Source organism: Alphaproteobacteria bacterium (assembly GCA_041396705.1).
In the GTDB taxonomy this organism is placed as follows: Bacteria; Pseudomonadota; Alphaproteobacteria; order CALKHQ01; family CALKHQ01; genus CALKHQ01.
Genome location: JAWKYB010000021.1, coordinates 25,550 through 41,984, shown reverse-complemented (window position 1 = coordinate 41,984; position 16,435 = coordinate 25,550). Strand labels below are relative to the sequence as shown.

The 16,435-nt window shown below is 71.1% G+C and carries 11 protein-coding genes; 2 read left to right on the top strand and 9 right to left on the bottom strand.

The genetic code is table 11. The features are described from left to right. The first annotated feature begins 90 nt into the window (after positions 1–90). Positions 91–528, top strand: coding sequence for a GFA family protein (locus R3F55_23490; GenBank protein ID MEZ5670338.1), 438 nt, complete (start codon positions 91–93; stop codon positions 526–528). 28 nt (positions 529–556) lie between these two features. Here the strand turns inward: R3F55_23490 and R3F55_23485 are convergent, their stop codons facing one another. The 3 genes from R3F55_23485 to rlmN form a co-directional block, all read right to left on the bottom strand. Further along, the gene (locus tag R3F55_23485) at positions 557–2,395 is read right to left on the bottom strand and encodes a hypothetical protein (protein ID MEZ5670337.1); all 1,839 of its coding nucleotides are present in this window, start codon (positions 2,393–2,395) and stop codon (positions 557–559) included. Positions 2,396–2,507: 112 nt separating this feature from the next. Then, entirely contained in the window at positions 2,508–4,055 is a 1,548-nt protein-coding gene (locus R3F55_23480) for a class I SAM-dependent methyltransferase (GenBank protein ID MEZ5670336.1), read from the bottom strand. Positions 4,056–4,270: 215 nt separating this feature from the next. Then, positions 4,271–5,419 carry a 23S rRNA (adenine(2503)-C(2))-methyltransferase RlmN gene (gene rlmN, locus R3F55_23475; protein MEZ5670335.1) on the bottom strand — a complete coding sequence of 383 codons (1,149 nt, stop codon included), beginning with the start codon at positions 5,417–5,419 and terminating at the stop codon, positions 4,271–4,273. 128 nt (positions 5,420–5,547) lie between these two features. On the opposite strand from rlmN, the gene R3F55_23470 reads away from it, so the two are divergent. Further along, complete coding sequence (locus R3F55_23470) at positions 5,548–7,908, top strand: hypothetical protein (GenBank protein MEZ5670334.1); 2,361 nt, start codon at positions 5,548–5,550, stop codon at positions 7,906–7,908. Between the two features lie 9 nt (positions 7,909–7,917). Here the strand turns inward: R3F55_23470 and R3F55_23465 are convergent, their stop codons facing one another. The 6 genes from R3F55_23465 to R3F55_23440 form a co-directional block, all read right to left on the bottom strand. Next, positions 7,918–9,594: a formate--tetrahydrofolate ligase gene (locus R3F55_23465; protein MEZ5670333.1), complete on the bottom strand. Its 1,677-nt coding sequence runs from the start codon at positions 9,592–9,594 to the stop codon at positions 7,918–7,920. A gap of 40 nt (positions 9,595–9,634) precedes the next feature. Then, positions 9,635–10,342 carry a sarcosine oxidase gene (locus tag R3F55_23460; GenBank protein ID MEZ5670332.1) on the bottom strand — a complete coding sequence of 236 codons (708 nt, stop codon included), beginning with the start codon at positions 10,340–10,342 and terminating at the stop codon, positions 9,635–9,637. A gap of 63 nt (positions 10,343–10,405) precedes the next feature. Next, on the bottom strand, positions 10,406–13,333 hold the full coding sequence (locus tag R3F55_23455; GenBank protein ID MEZ5670331.1) for a 2Fe-2S iron-sulfur cluster-binding protein: 2,928 nt from the start codon (positions 13,331–13,333) through the stop codon (positions 10,406–10,408). Beyond that, complete coding sequence (locus R3F55_23450; GenBank protein ID MEZ5670330.1) at positions 13,333–13,632, bottom strand: sarcosine oxidase subunit delta; 300 nt, start codon at positions 13,630–13,632, stop codon at positions 13,333–13,335. The genes R3F55_23455 and R3F55_23450 overlap by 1 nt, the downstream gene beginning before the upstream one ends. Positions 13,633–13,645: 13 nt before the next feature. Then, a complete protein-coding gene (locus R3F55_23445) occupies positions 13,646–14,884 on the bottom strand; it encodes an FAD-dependent oxidoreductase (GenBank protein ID MEZ5670329.1) in 1,239 nt (412 codons plus the stop codon). 495 nt (positions 14,885–15,379) lie between these two features. Next, a complete protein-coding gene (locus R3F55_23440) occupies positions 15,380–16,423 on the bottom strand; it encodes an ABC transporter permease (GenBank protein ID MEZ5670328.1) in 1,044 nt (347 codons plus the stop codon). Positions 16,424–16,435 lie beyond the last annotated feature (12 nt).

Here is a 16,435-nt window from a genome sequence, read left to right as displayed (position 1 = left end):
TTGCAAGCCGGCGCGTTGCGGCTCAGCATCGGCGGCGGCCGGATGCTCGATCCGGGCAGCGGCCGGGAACAAGGGCGATAGGGGGAAACGATGGCGCACAAATACGCCGGTGGATGCGAACACGTCCACACCCATGCCGATGCCGAGCCGATCGACAACCACACCTGCCACTGCTCCGTGTGCAAGCGCGTCACCGGGCAGCCGACCACCCATGTCGTGTTCTTCCGCCACGGCGACCTCGCGGTCGACAACGCGGCCGGGCTGAAGCGCCAGCCGTTCAATGACCAGAACCCGAACGGGCCGCTGGAACTGTGCACCTGCGCAAGCTGCGGCGCGCCGATCATGCTCGACGACAAGCAGGCGCGCATCCGTGTGATCGTACCGAACCTGATGGGCTACGACACCGCCGCGTTACCGGCGACCTACCACGCCTTCTACGACCCGGCGAAGGGAGAGCCGAAGCCGAGCGACGGCCGCCCGGTCCATGAGGGCTTGCGCCCGGATTTCGTTTGGCCGCAGCCGAGTTGACGGGAACGGGCGGCGACGTCCGGCGGGGTCAGCGCCGGTAGCGGTCGCAGTCGTCCTCGACCCGCGGATCCGGGTCGATCAGCGGGCAGCCGGCCGTCCAGCGCGGCCGGCCGTCCGCGTCCGCCGGATCGGTCTCGCCGGCCGCGGGCGCGGGGTCCTCGCTTTCCGGCAGGCCGGCGGCCAGCCGGCTGTAGTCGGTGACCATGGGCGACATGCCGGCGAACTCGAGGACGGTCTGCATCGCGGCGTCGCTGCAGCTGTAGGCGTATTGCAGCTCGCCGCCGCCCGGCACGTTCACCGGCATCGTGCCGGAGCCGTGGCTCGACGAGATGGTGACCTGGCCGGCGACGCCGCCGCTGTCCTGGCAGATCGCGAGCTGTCCGTCGACCGCCGACCAGCGGCCGCCGCCGGCGGCGGCACGGGCGCTGCCGTCGACGGTCCAGGTGTCCCGCGCGGTGGTGATCACGGCGTCCATCGTGCCGGTGAACGGCATGGTCCAGTAGGTGCCGTCCCCTTCCAGCACGACCAGCTGCGGCCCGATGTCGACGACCATTTCCGCCGGCATGCCCTGCGCCAGCATCCATTCGACCGGGCCGCCGCCGGTCTGCGCCCAGCTGCCGACCAGGCAGATGTCGAGCGCGGTGGAGCCGCCACAGGGCGTGCAGCCCTCCCGCCGTTCCGCCCGGATGCGCACCTCGCGGTCGCTGCCGGTGGGCAGGGCGGCGACGCGGTAGCGACCGTTTGCGGGCGCCCGGGCGTCGACCTCGTCCGGGTAGTCCGACCAGGCGCCGCCGGCGATGTCCTGTGCCGATAGCGCGACCGTGGCCGGGGTGCGGGTATTGGCCCAGCGCCCGCACGCATATTCGGCGGTGGCGAGCACCATGACGAACGGCCGCAGCGCCAGCCGACGGGTCACGTTGCCGTCGAAGATCAGCGCCTCGCCGCCCGGCGGGTTCAGGGCAAGGGCGCTGCCGTTCGGCAGCGTGATGCTGCGGTCGGAATAGGCTTGCGCGAAACGCAGCCAGTCGGCGTCGGACAGGGCATCGCGCATCGCCGTGTGCTGTGCAGCGGCATCCGACGACGGCGCCATGCCGGACAGGAAAGTCATCAACTGGCCCGGGCCGCGGTTGGCGTCGAACCACCAGAAGAACACGGCCATGCCGTAGCTCTGGGCGTTCAGTGCCTCTTCGTTGGCGATGCTGTCGTTGAAATCGTCCGCGCGCCGGTGGATGTCGCCCAGCTCGGGCAGCGCCAGGCTGGCGAAATACTCGGCCGAGCCTTCGGCCCACCAGGCGCCGCCGCCGACCGCGGTTGCGTATTGTTCGGGCGACAGCGATGCCGCCTGGATGCAGTGGAAGATCTCATGTGCCGCGTTGTAGGCGACGCGCTCGCCCTCGCCGGCCGGGCCGAGGAGAAACGAGGTGACCAGGCATTCCGCGCTGTCGGCGAAGCCGTTGGTCAGCGCCCCGACATAGCGGCCGCTGCCGGTCAGGTCGGCGGTCGCGTGGGCATCGTCGAGCATCAGGATCGTCACGTCGGCGATGCGGTAGTTGCCGAGCAGGGCCATGGCCGTCACCGATGCGCGCGCGCCGCGCTCGATGTCGGCCAGCACCGCCGGCCCGACGATCCAGTCGGCGCTGGCGTCGCGGATGGCGCGGATGTGGCGGGTGCCGCCCGGGGTGTCGAAGGCGAATTCGAACTCGATCACGCAGTTCAGCTGCAGGATCGGACCGAGCGGGCTCGCGCCTCCGGGGGTGGGACCGAAGTCGCCGAGATAGTCCGGGTCGTCGCAGTCGCCGAACGAGGCCCGCGCCGAACCGATGGCGCACAGCGACAGGATGAAGACGGCGGCGAGGATCCTCGACATCACGGCTGACTCCCGGACAGGCCTGGGCGCGGCCCTGTCCTGTGGGTAGCGATTCGGCGTGCTTCGGTTCAATCGCTCATGTGCGACCTGCCGCGAATGGCATTCCGCACGCTCAGACGATGCCGAGCCCGCGCCAGAATGGCAGCCAGTCGGCCAGGAAGGCGGTCATCCGGTCCGCCAGCTGGGCGTGGCGTTCGCCGGGGTCGTCGACCGGCTTGCCGTCGCGCAGAATCTGCTCGCCGCGCGCGAGCAGCTGGGCGGCAACGGCTTCGGCCAAGGCGTCGGCGTCGGCCGGTGTGCCCATGTCGATCGCGCGGAAGATCAGGCGCTCCAGCAGGTCGGCGGCCAGCCCGCTGCCGAGCCCGGGCGCGGCCAGGGCATCGTCCACGCCAGGACCCGGGATCGTCGCGGCGTCGGCGACGGCGCGGTTGAAGGCGCGCACCGCCTCGGCCGGCGCGGTCGGCGCGCCCGGCGGCACGACCGCGGCCTGGGTCGAGGAGACCAGCATCCCCAGCACCTCCGAGGGCTGCATGGCGGGGTGGGCCTGCACCTCGGGCAGGTCCATCAGCGTCCCGATGTCGGTGGGCCCGCCGGACAACGCGGCGACCATCGGCCGGTAGGCAGCCTCGTTCATCGCCGCCTCGCCGGCGAGCACCTTCACCTTGTAGCCCACCCGTGCCGGCGGCACGGTCAGCGCCAGCCGGAGTCGGCGCAGCATGCGGTCGTGCTCCGCCCGGCCGAGCCGCTGCGCGCCGCGCGCGAACACGTCGCGGCGGAAACCGGTGACGTTGCAGAAGTCGGCGACGGTCTCGCGCAGAATGGGGTCGGCGATCTCGTCGAGCAGCGCCTCCTGCTCCGGCGAAACGCGCAGCGCCGGGAAGCTGCGGTCCAGGTCGGCGGCCCCGACGAAGCTCAGCTTGGCCTCGGCCAGCGCGCCGGCGACGTCGGCGAAATACATCGGATCCCAGCTCTGGTTGAGATACTCGTGCACCAGATAGCCGAGGCGATCCTTCCCGACCTCGTCGTGGATACGCTGGTAGATCGGGTTGTTGACCACGGCCTCGGCCTTGGCCTCGGCCAGCCGGTCGATGAACGCGACCGCCTGGCGCACGCGCGTGTCGCTGCGGCCGGTGTGCTGGGCGGCCAGCGCCCGCAGCAGCCGCTGCATCGGCAGGCCCAGCAACTGGCCGGGCAGGGTGTTGTAGCCGATATAGACCAGGCCGCCGGTGTTCAGGTGGCGGCCGATCAGCTGCACGATGGCGGCGCGGCTTTCCGCGGAGACCCAGGACCACACCCCGTGCAGCGCGATCACGTCGCTTGGCGGCAGGCCGTCTGCCCGTGCCGCCAGGTCCTGGAAGCTGGCCTCGACGAATTCGATGTTGCTCAGCGCGCCCCGTGCCGCCAGCTGCCGCCCGGCCAGCACATGCTCGGGCATGAAGTCGACGCCGACGAACCGGGCCTGCGGGTTGGCCGCAGCCAGCACCGCGAGCGTGCGGCCCATGCCGCAGCCCAGCTCGCAATAGGTGAAGGCGTCGGGCAGCGGCGCCGGCGCCCAGCCGTTCAGCAATGCCGCCGCGTGCATGTGGTGCGGCGACATCTGCGGGTGGAAGCTGCTGGCGTACGCGATGTCGGCGGCATAGCCGCCGGTCCAGCTTGGCATGATCGTCTCGGGCTGCGGTGGCGGCTGTCGGGTCGGCCGGCGGGCGGCTGCCGGGAACCATGCGCGCGGCCGCGGGTCGGCGCAAGGGCGCAGCGGTGATCCGGTTGGAACCAGCCGGGCCGACGCGGTGTCGGCACGAGCATGGATCATGGTGCAAACGCTGCACGGAAAACGCCGACGCAGCCTAAGCGAATTCGAGATGGCAGCCGGCGACGCTACGGCGCGCCGGCACCTGCCTCCACCGTCGCAGCGGACCGCCGCGCCCGCTCGCTGGCGCTCTTCAACTGGCCGCAGGCGGCCAGGATGTCGCGGCCGCGCGGGGTGCGCACCGGCGAGGCATAGCCGGCCTCCATCACCACCTTGGCGAAGCGGTCGATGGCGGAGTTGGACGAGCATTCGTAGGGCGAGCCCGGCCACGGGTTGAACGGGATCAGGTTGACCTTGGCCGGAATGCCGCGGATCAGCCGCACCAGTTCGTGCGCGTCGGCCAGGCTGTCGTTGACGCCCTTCAGCATGACGTATTCGAAGGTGATCCGGCGCGCGTTGTTGGCGCCGGGATAGTCGCGGCAGGCCTGGATCAGCTCGGCGATCGGGTATTTCCGGTTCAGCGGCACCAGCCGGTCGCGGATCGCGTCGGTCACCGCGTGCAGGGAAACCGCCAGGTTGGTGCCGATCTCCTCGCCGCAGCGGCGCATCATCGGCACCACGCCGGAGGTCGACAGCGTGATCCGCCGCTTGGAGATGGCCAGCCCGTCGCCGTCGGTGACGATCTGCAGCGCGGTCTTGACGTTGTCGAAATTGTACAGCGGCTCGCCCATCCCCATCATCACGATGTTGGAGACCATGCGGCCTTCCTTCTGCGACGGCCATTCGTCGAGGGCGTCGCGGGCGACCATGACCTGGCTGACGATCTCGCCGGGGCCGAGGTTGCGCACCAGCCGCTGTGTGCCGGTGTGGCAGAAGGTGCAGGTCAGCGTGCAGCCGACCTGGGACGAGACGCAGACGGCGCCGCGATCCTCCTCCGGGATGAACACCGTCTCGATCTCGCGGCCGTCGGCCTGGCGCAGCAGCCACTTGCGGGTGCCGTCCTGGCTGACCTGTGCCGACGAGATCTGCGGCCGGGCGATCGCGAAATGCTCGGCCAGCAGAGCCTGGGTCGCCTTGGCGATGTTGGTCATCGCGGCGAAGTCGGTGACGCCGCGGTTGTAGACCCACTGCCAGATCTGCTCCGCCCGGAAGCGCTGCAGGCCCAGCTCGGCCAGCGCGGCGGCCAATTCGGCCTTGGTCATGCCGACCAGGCTGCGGCGCCCGTCGATCTCGGGCGCGGGCGGGGCGAACACGGTGGAGTGGGCGGCAACGCTCATGGCCGTTCAGATACGGCGGATGTATCGCGCATTCAATGGCGGCATCGCGCCGGCCGGGCTGCCGGTTTGTTAACCATGCCGGCCGATACTGCCGCCCCGCATCGCGCGCGCCACGCCCGAGGACCCCCATGTTCCGCCCCCGCATGACCGCAGACCGGCTCGGCGCGCTGTACGGCACCGCCGCGGCCGCGCTCGCCGCCGGAGATTTCTACACCGCGCTGCGGCTGGCCGGCGGCGAGCCCGCGGTCGAGGGCATCGCGCTGTGCATGCTCGGCAACGAGCGGCGCGGCCTGGCCCGCCTCGAGAGTACCGACGGCGGCGAGCCGGCCGTCGGGTTGGTGCGTGCGCTGGCGCTGTGGCTGCAGGGCGACGACACGGCGGCGCGGGCGGAAGCACGAGCGCTGGTGGCGCGTCACACCGGCTTCGCGCCGGCCGCGGCCCTGGCCGCGGCGATGGCGGTCGACCGGCCGCACATCGTCTATGCCTGCACCGCCGCCAACACCCTGGCCGCGGCGGACGCGCTGAAGGCCAGCGACGCGGCGCGGGTCACGGTGCTGCGCAACGTCCCGCACAAGGCCGACATCGCCTTCGGCCCGGCCACGCCGGCGGCTGCGCTGGCCCAGGCGGTGGGCGAGGGCATCGATTGTGTGCTGATCGACAACCTGATCATGCTGCCGCCGCAGCTGGCCGCCATCGCCGCGCCGAAGATCGCGCAGTGCTTCGACATCGAGTTCTTCTACGCCCAGCGCGCGCGCGAGCTCGGCTGGATCGACCTGATCCTCTGCCCGGGCAATGCGATGGACCACGCCGCGGCCCGCATCCGCTTCGGTGCTCCGGCGCTGATGCGCGCCTTCGCGCTGGACGAGCTGATGCAGGCCGACCCGGCGCCGCTGTGCGCCGCCCGGGTCGGTGCCGCGGCAGACCGGCCGATCGACGTGCTCGCCACCGGCGGCGTCGACAAGCCGTTCTTTCCCGACAAGCAGCACCGCTTCGCCGACCTGGCGATGGCCGACCCGGCGCTCGATATCCGGGTGATCGGCCGCTACCTGCCGGCCGAACGCTATCGTGCGCTGACCGGCCGGGCGAAATACGTGCTCGCCTCGAACCGGGCGAGCAGCGCGGTCACCGCACGGGTCATCGATGCGCTGTGCGCCGGCACCATGGTCGCCTGCCAGCGGGACGAGGCGCTGGGCCTGCTGCTGGGAGACGACCTGGTCGGCGTGCACTGCTATCGCGACGGCCATGTGGCCGCGGATGTGGCGCGGATGGTCGCGGACTACGACCGTAACCGCACTGCCTTCGTTGCCGGCGCAGCCCGGCTGGCCGTCGCGCTCGGCGCGCTGCTGCCGGGGCCGGAGGCGGTGGCGCGGCGCAGCCTGCGCACCCTGGTGTTCTGGTCGCAGATGATCCGCCGCGGGCTGGGCTGGGCGTCGGTGGTCGGCGCGGGCGCCGTACCGGTGCGCGCCGCGGTCGCGCTGCCGCAGCCGTCGGACTGCTATGCCGCCAAGCAGGAAAGCTGGCTCGGCCTGCCGGGCCCGCTGCGCGGCAAGCTGCTGGCGCCGTTGGCGGCCGCCGAGGCGGCGGCGCTGGCGATGCCGCGGCTCGGCCAGGCGGTGACGGCGCAGGCGTTCCTGGCGCTCAACCGGCTGGACTGCGATCTCTATCGCCGCCAGGACGAAGGGGTCCGGGCGGCCTGCCTGCCCATCCTGCGCACGCTGAACCGGGCCCGCCGCGCCCATCCGCGCTCGCTGACGACGTGGTTCCTGATCGGCCGGCACCTGGCCGCGGTCGGCCGGCCTGCGGCAGCGATGCGGGTCCTCGACGCGCTGGTCGCGCGGGCCGGGGCGCTGGAGCTGGAAGAGCGCTTCCTGGTCGCCGGCGACGGCTATGAGGTCGCGGACTGGCCGCTGGTCGACGCGCTGATGCGCGACGACCTCGCCCGCCACGCCCCGGCGTTGTTCGGCGCCGAGCGCGGGCTGGTCCGGGCCTGGCTGTTCGGCCGGGCGCATGCGCTGCTGGCATCGCTGCATGCCGCCCGCGGCGATGCCGCGGCCTTTGCCGGCCACGCGGCGCGGGCCGCCGCCCTCGCGCCGGGCGACGCGGCTGTGTGGGAAACCGCGCTGTCGGGCGGGGTGCTGGCGTGGCAGGCGGACGGCGACGCGACGCACCTGGCGCGCGCGCTGTACGCCTATCTGCGCGCCGGCCGCCTGTCGCTGCGCCTGCAGCTCGATCGCTTCCCGGAGGCGCTGGAGATCGCCGCGCTGCTGCGGCGGCCCGGACTGGGACGCCTGATGGTCCGGCGCTGGCTGCTGGCCAAGAGCCGGCTGCGGCTTGACGCAGAGGAACCGGTGGTCACCGCCGACGAACGCTTCGTCTTCGCCCGCCACGGCGCGCTGTTCCGCGACGCCGGCAGGGCGCTCGGCCGCTGCCGCGCCGTGGGGATGCTGCTGGCCGACCTCGACGCCGGAAGCAACGCCGACGCGGCCTGAGCGAACCGCTCAGAACAGACCGACGATGCGGCCGTCGTCGTCGATGTCGATCGAGTTGGCGGCCGGCACCCGCGGCAGGCCGGGCATGGTCATGATCTCGCCGCAGATCACCACCAGGAACTCGGCGCCGGCCGAGACCCGCACCTCGCGGATCGGCACCACGTGGCCCGACGGCGCTCCCTTCAGGTTCGGGTCGGTCGAGAAGCTGTACTGGGTCTTGGCGACGCAGATCGGCAAATGGCCGAAGCCCTCGGCCTGCAGGTCGGCGAACTGCTGGCGCACCTTCTTGTCGGCGATGATGTCGTCGGCGCGGTAGATGCGGGTGGCGACCGTCTTCATCTTGTCCCACAACGGCATCTCGTCGGGATAGAGCGGGTGGAACTGGGCGGTGCCGGCATCGGCCAGCCGCACCACCTCGCGGGCCAGGTCCTCGGCGCCGGCGCCGCCTTCCGCCCAGTGGTTGCAGACCACCGCCTTCACGCCCAGCTTGGCCGCCGCCTCGACCACCGCCTGCAGCTCCGCGTCGGTGTCGGTGACGAAGCGGTTGATGCCGACCACCGGCGGCACGCCGTAGCCCTTGATGTTCTCCACGTGGCGGGCGAGGTTGCTGCAGCCCTTGCGCACCGCCTCGACATTCTCGGTGGCCAGCGCCTCCTTCGCCACGCCGCCGTGCATCTTCAGCGCGCGCACGGTCGCCACCACCACCGCGGCGGCCGGCTTCAGCCCGGCCTTGCGGCACTTGATGTCGAAAAACTTCTCCGCGCCCAGGTCGGCGCCGAAGCCGGCCTCGGTGACGACATAGTCGCGCAGCTTCAGCGCCATCCGCGTCGCCAGCACGGTGTTGCAGCCATGCGCGATGTTGGCGAAAGGCCCGCCGTGGATGAAGGCCGGGTTGTTCTCCAGCGTCTGCACAAGGTTCGGCTTGATCGCGTCCTTCAGCAGCACGGTCATCGCGCCGTGGGCGTCGAGCTCGCGGGCGCGCACCGGCTTCCTGTCGCGGGTCTGGGCGACGATGATGTCGCCGAGCCGCCGCTTCAGGTCGTTCAGGTCGGAGGCGAGGCACAGGATCGCCATCACTTCGGAGGCGACGACGATGTCGTAGCCGTCCTCGCGGGCGAAGCCGTTGGCGACCCCGCCGAGGGAGGAGACGATCTGGCGCAGCGCCCGGTCGTTCATGTCGACCACCCGGCGCCAGGTGACGCGGCGGGTGTCGATGTCCAGCTTGTTGCCCCAGTAGATGTGGTTGTCGAGCATGGCGCTGAGCAGGTTGTGCGCCGCGCCGATGGCGTGGAAGTCGCCGGTGAAGTGGAGGTTGATGTCCTCCATCGGCACCACCTGGGCATAGCCGCCGCCGGCCGCGCCGCCCTTCATGCCGAAGCAGGGGCCGAGCGACGGCTCGCGCAGGCAGATCATCGCCTTCTTGCCGATTCGATTCAGCGCGTCGCCGAGTCCGACGGTGGTGGTGGTCTTGCCCTCGCCGGCCGGCGTCGGGTTGATCGCGGTGACCAGGATCAGCTTGCCGTCCGGCGCGTCGCGGCGCTGGTCGTAGGCGTCGAGTGCGACCTTGGCCTTGTAGTGGCCGTAGGGCTCGAGCTGTTCGGCGGGCAGGCCGAGCACGTCGCGGCCGATGTCCATGATCGGCTGCATGGTCGCTTCGCGCGCGATCTCGATGTCGGATTTCGCCATCGGACTGCTCCCCCTTCGATTCCGGTTCTTGGCCGCGCGCTTAGGCGCGGGCGAGTTGCTGCAGCGCCGCCAGCCCGACCGGGCCGCCGTCGAACTCGGCGATGGCGTCGGTCAGCACGTCCCAGACATAGGCGGCCGAGGCGCTGTCGGTGAGGAAATGATAGGCGAGCGTATCGCCCAGATCGGCCCGCACCACGATGCCGCTGAGCCGCGCCACCTGGGTCTGGGCGATGGCATGGTCTGCGAACTTGGCCGGCCGCAGGTCGACGCCGCAGATCTTGGCGAACATGCCGGCGGCCGCTGCCCCGGTCAGCATCACCCACAGGTTGGTCTCCGGCCGCGGCACCTTGTAGGCGCCGGTGCCGGCGTCCGGCCCCGGCCAGGCGGCATCGAGCTCGGCGCTGAGCCCGGGGGCGCCGTCGAGCGCGTCCAGCAGCAGCGCCTCGCTGGGTGCCAGCCGGCAGGCCAGGCTGCCGTCGGGCTGGGGCGCCGCCATGTTGTTGGCGTCCGGGACGGTCACGCCGCGGCCGCGCAGCCAGTCCAGCGCGCCGCGGCCCTTGTAGCCGGTGCGCGGCAACGGCGACAGGTCGGCCAGACCCATGCGGCGGGCGACGTCGAGCTCCAGTTTCGGTGCACCGAAGTCCATCGCTGCGGCGGTGCCGTTGACCTCGGCGAAGCGGGCGCCGGCATCGACCAGCTTGCGCCACAGGAAGCTGCGCCGGGCGAGGTCCTGGGGGCGCAGGGTCATCGAACGCTCCGCAGCTGGGGGCACCCTGCCGGTGCAACGTGCAGGCTGGACCTTGCCGTCACCTCACAGCTCCTGCCGCTTGTTGTCGGGGTCGTAGAACGGCAGCGGCACCACCTTCGCCTCGATCATGCGGCCGCCGTGGATGCGCACCTGGAACGCGGTGCCGACCTCGGCCTGGTCGGCGGCGACATAGGCCAGGCCGACCACCTTGTTCAGGCTCGGCGAGCGCGCCGCCGAGGTGACGCGGCCGGCGATCTGCCCGTCGCGAATGACCAGGTGGCATTCCTCCGGCACCGGCGCGTTGCGGTCCGGCAGCTCGAAGCCGACCAGCATCCGCTCGATGCCGCGCGCCTCCTGCATCGCGATCGAGCGGCCGCCGACGAAGAACGGCTTGTTGCGGCTGACCGCCCAGCTCATCGCCGCCTCGACCGGGTTGGTCAGGCCGTCGGTGTCCTGGCCGATGATGATGTGGCCCTTCTCCAGCCGCAGCAGCCGCTGCGCCTCGACGCCGAACGGGCGGATGCCGTCCGCCCGGCCCGCCTCGATCAGCGCGTCCCACAGCGCCTCGCCGGTCGATGCAGGTGCATGGATCTCGTAACCGAGCTCGCCGACGAAGCCGACCCGCAGCAGCCGGCAGGGGATGCCGGCGACCGTGCCCTCGCGCACGCCCATATAGGGGAAGGCGTCGGCCGACAGGTCGACGTCGGTGTTCAGCCGCGAAAGCACGTCGCGCGACTTCGGCCCGGCGATGTTGACGCCGCAATAGCTGGCGGTGACGTTGGTGACATCCACGTCCAGCCGCCACTGCGCGTTCATCAGCAGCATCTGCTGGTAGACGCCCTGCACACCCGACGTAGTGGCGGTGACGTAGAAATGCTGGTCGGAGAAGCGGCAGGCGACGCCGTCGTCGGTGACCACGCCGGTCATGTCGGTCATCAGCAGATAGCGGGCGCGGCCGACCGGCTGCTTCAGATAGGCGAAGGTGTACATGCGGTTGAGGAACTCGGCCGCGTCCGGCCCGCGCACCTCCAGCCCGCCCAGGGTCGACACGTCGATCAGCCCGACATTCTGGCGCACCGCCAGCGCCTCGGCCGCGATCGCCTTGTCGCGGTCCTGCTTCGGGCCGTAATAGGCTGGGCGCAGCCACAGGCCGGCCGGCATCATCTGCGCGCCGGCCTCGAGATGTCGGTGGTGCATGGCGGTGTGGCGCACCGGCTCGAAGCCGCGGCCGGCCAGGTGGCCGAAGGTCTCCGGCAGGTAGGGCGGCCGGCTGGTGGTGGTGCCGATGGCGGCGGCCGGCACGCCGTGCGCCCTGGCGACCAGGCGCATGGTGGTGACCGCGGAGTGGCGGCCCTGGCTCGGGCCCATGCCGACCGTCGAATAGCGCTTGACCAGCTCGACATGGTCGTAGCCGTCGGCCATGGCGTTGAGGATGTCCTTGACCTGCAGGTCCTCGTCGAAGTCGACGAAGTCCTTGCCGCGCGGGTGCCTGAAGATCGGCCAGGGGTGGGTCTGGGCCTCGGCGCCGGTGCGGTTGGCCTGGGCCGGGCGGTCCCCGGCGGCGTGGCCGGCATCGCCGGCCGCTTCCCAGCCGGCCCGCGCGCCGTCGGCGACCACCGCCTCGATGTCGAACACGCCGTTGACCGAGCCGCAGGCGAAGACATGGTCGGGCAGCGAGCGGATCGCCATCATCGCGGTGGCGTCGTCGTATTCCAGCCGGGCGCCCGCGTTGTAGAGCAGGTGCGCCGCCGGGGTGTAGCCGGTGGCCAGGCACAGCAGGTCGCAGGGGATGCTGTGGCCCTCGGCCTCGGCCTCGCCCTCGCCGGTGATGCGGGCGATCTCGATGCCGACGATCGAGCGCATACCCTTGCCGGGCTGGGTCTGCCATGGCGTGTAGCCGGTGACGACGCCGATGCCGGCCGCGAGCGCGGCCCGCGTCACCTCGTCGTCGCCCGGTTCGGGCCGCAGGTCGACGATGCCGCCGACCTCGATCCCGGCCTCGAGCAGGTCGAGCGCCACGCCGTAGCCGTCGCTGTTGGCCGCCGCCACCACCGCCCGCGTGCCGGGCCGCACGCCGTAGTGGCGGATCAGCCGCTGCGCCGCCGTGCCCAGCATCACGCCGGGCAGGTCGTTGTGGCGGAACACCATCGGCTGGTCCATCGAGCCGGTGGCGACCACCACCGCCTTCGCCCGGATCTTGAACATCCGGTTGCCCTGGATCACCGGCAGCCAGTTGTCGGCGAACCACCCCTGGCACGACGCCTCGGTCATCACCGCGATGCGCGGGTGGGCGGCGACCCGGTCGGCGAGTGTGCGCATGCGGCTGCGGCCGGCATCGGCCTCGGCGCCGAACCGGGCATAGCTCAGGGCACCGCCGAGCGCGGGGTTCTCGTCGACCAGCAGCGTGTCGGCGCCGGCGTCGGCCGCCTGCAGGGCCGCGGCCATGCCGGCGGCGCCACCACCGACCACGACCACGTCGTGGAACAGGTACTGCTTGTCGAAATAGCCGTGCTCGTGGTGCTGGTCGACCACGCCCAGCCCGGCCATGGCGCGGATCTTCGGCTCCCAATAGTCCCACGAGCCGCCGCCGAACAGCCCGCGCTTGAAGAAGGTCTTGTAGTAGAAGCCGACCGGCATGAAGCGGGCGAACCGGTCGAGGATCATCAGCCGGTCGTCGTCGAGGCTGCCCCGGTAGTTCTGGCCGGTGACGGCCATGCCCTCGGCGATCGGCCGCCGGTCGGCCAGCACGTTGGGCTCGCCGGGCAGCTGGACCAGCGTGTTGGCGTCCTGGCCGGCCATGGTCAGCACACCGCGCGGCCGGTGGTACTTGAAGGAGCGCGACAGCACCTTGACGCCGGCACCGAGCAGCGCGCTGGCGATGGTGTCGCCGGCGAAGCCCTGCACCGGCCGGCCCTCGAAGGTAAAGGCGACCGGCCGTTCGCGGTCGATCAGCAGGCCGTCCGGCGCCGGCAGGCGGGCCGCCGCGTCCATCACTTCGCCCCCTTGGCCGGCGCCGCGAAGTCGACCCGCGTCGGGAACACCTCGGAAGCCGGATAGGTGCGCAGGAAGGTGTCGGTCACCGTGTCGCGCTCGGCGATGAACCAGAAGGCGGTCGGCACGTGGCACCACCATTCGCGCACGACGCCGGCCGTGTTGTTTTCCAGGAACAGCCACGCCGCCCATTCGGTGTCGGACGCGGCCTGCGGGTCGGGCATCGGCTTGACCTCGCCGCCGCAGACGAATTCCTGCGCGTTGCGCGGCCCGTTCAGCGGGCAGTCGATCAGCTTCATGGGGTGCGTTCCGTCAATGCCCCACCGACGCCGCGCCCTTCTCGCCGACCAGGTCGAAGGTCGAGAAGCGGTCCAGCCGGAACGGGTGCAGGATGTCGGGCGGCGTGCCGGTGGCCACCGTCTCGGCCATGCGCTTGCCGGAGACCGGCGTCGCCTTGAAGCCGTAGGTGCCCCAGCCGGCGTCGATGAAGTAGTTCGGCACCGGGGTCAGGCCCATCACCGGGCTGAAGTCGGGCGTCATGTCGGCCATGCCGGCCCACTGCCGCACCAGCCGCACCTCGGCCAGGAACGGGAACAGCTCCAGCATGTGGGCCATCAGCCCTTCCTTGAAGTCGAGGGTCGAGCGCGTCGAGTAGAGCGGGGCCGGGTCGGTGGAGCCGCCCATCACCAGCTCGCCGCGGGCGCTCTGCGAGATGTAGACGTGCAGGCTGCCCGACACGATGATCGCATCGAGGAACGGCTTCATCGGCAGCGACACGCAGGCCTGCAGCGGGATGGTGCGGATCGGCAGCCTGAAGCCGGCCAGCTTGGCCACCACCGAACTCATGCCGGCGGTGGCCTGCAGCACCTTGCCGGCGTGGACGGTGCCGCGCGTCGTGCGCAGCGTGATGCCGCCCTCGCTGGCCTCGATCCCGGTCACCTCGGTCAGCTGGTGAATCTCGACGCCGCGGTCGGCCGCGCCACGGGCATAGCCCCAGGCGACGGCGTCGTGCCGGGCGATGGCGCCGGGCGGATGGTAGAGCGCGCCGAGGATCGGGTAGCGCACGTCCTCCGACATGTTGAGTTGCGGCACGATGCGCGCGATCTCGTCGCGCAGCACCAGCTCCGAATTCACGCCCATGTGCTTGTTGACCTCGGCGCGCCAGCGCATGGTGCGCAGCGCGGCGTCGGTATGGGCCAGCGTGAAATGGCCGCGCTCCGAATACATCAGGTTGTAGTCGAACTCCTCGGCCAGGCCGCGGAACAGCCGCACCGATTCGTCGTAGAAGCGCACGCCCTCCGGCGTCAGGTAGTTGGCGCGCACGATGGTGGTGTTGCGCGCGGTGTTGCCGCCGGCGAGGTAGCCCTTGTCGAGTACCGCGACATTGGTGATGCCCCAGTCGCGGGCCAGGTAGTAGGCCGCCGCCAGACCGTGGCCGCCGCCGCCGATGATCGCCACGTCGTAGGACCGCTTCAGGTCCTTCGCCTTGGGGAAATGCCGCTTGGCGGGATAGGAGCGGCGCAAACCGAACTTCAGCAAGCCCAACGCCACGTCAGCTCTCCGGGGCAACAAGTGCGCGGACCAATATTGTACCAATTTCTGGTCCGATCCTGACCAGTTGATCACAGAACAGGGGCCGACGGAATCGTTTTGTTGGCAGGGGCGTGCGGGTCGCGGACCAATCCGGACCAATGGGCCGCGACGCCCGGCCGCGTTGCGTCCTGTACGGCCCTTCCTCGGGGCGAGGATGGGGCGGATGGCATGGCGACCATGGGTCCTTCGAGACGGCGCACTGCGTGCGCCTCCTCAGGATGAGGAAGATCGTGGATGGCGGCGGCGGGAGCCGGCACGGGGCACCTGCGGGGGCCCTGGCGCCCCGCCATGTGTGCGATTCACCAGCGTTCCTCATCCTGAGGAGCCGCCTGGAAGGCGGCGTCTCGAAGGACGCAGCACCGGTGCCGCAGCGCGACGTGCTCCCAGCCTTTCCTCATCCTGAGGAGCCGCCTGCAAGGCGGCGGCTCGAAGGACGCACGACCGGCGCGGGGCTCAGGTCTTGCGGCGGGACTTCAGGAACAGGTCGAAGGCCACCGCGAGGACGATGACCAGGCCGATGACGATCTGTTGGATGTAGCTCGACACGTTGTTGAGCTGCAGGCCGTTCAGCATCACGCCGATCAGCAGCGCGCCGATCACGGTGCCGACCACGCTGCCCTGGCCGCCGAACAGGCTGGTGCCGCCGATCACCACCGAGGCGATCACGGTCAGCTCGTAGCCGATGCCGGCCACCGCCTCGGCGCTGTCCAGCCGCGCCGACAGCACGAAGGCGCCGAGGCCGGCGAAGAAGCCCATGATCACATAGACGCTGGTGATGATCAGCTTGACGTTGAGGCCGGACAGCCGCGCCGCCTCCAGGTTGCCGCCGACGGCGTAGACGTGGCGGCCGAACCGGGTGTAACGCAGCACGATATAGGCCAGCACCGCGAACAGGATGAAGATCAGCGCCGGCACCGGGATGCCGACATTGCCCAGCTCCTCCTTGAACAGCCGCTCCTTGCCCCACATGGTGTAGTCGTCGCCGAAGCCGCTGATCGGGCCGCCGCCGGAGAACAGCAGCGCGGCGCCGCGGAACACCGACATGCCGCCCAGCGTGACGACGAAGGGCGGCACCCGCAGCCAGGTGATCGCCGTGCCCTGCAGCAGGCCGCCGACGACGCCGATGGCGATCGCGGTCAGCATGGCCGCGCCCCAGCCATATCCCGCCGCCTCGGTGGCCGCGCCGACCGCGAAACGGTCTTCCAGCCCGCCCTTGGCCACCGCCGCGCCGACCAGGCCGGCGAAGGCCAGCAGCGAGCCGACCGACAGGTCGATGCCGGCGGTCAGGATGACGAAGGTCATGCCGATCGCGAGCAGGCCGGTGACCGAGACCTGCAGCACGATGTTGGTCAGGTTCAGCGGCTTGACGAAATTCGGGTTGGCCAGCCAGAACGCGACCATCAGCACGATCAGGAAGATCAGCGGCGCGAAGCGGCCGAGCAGGTCGATCACGTCGGCCTGGCGGCGCTGCGGGGCGGGTGCGGTCTCTGTGCTCATCGTCTGCCGTCT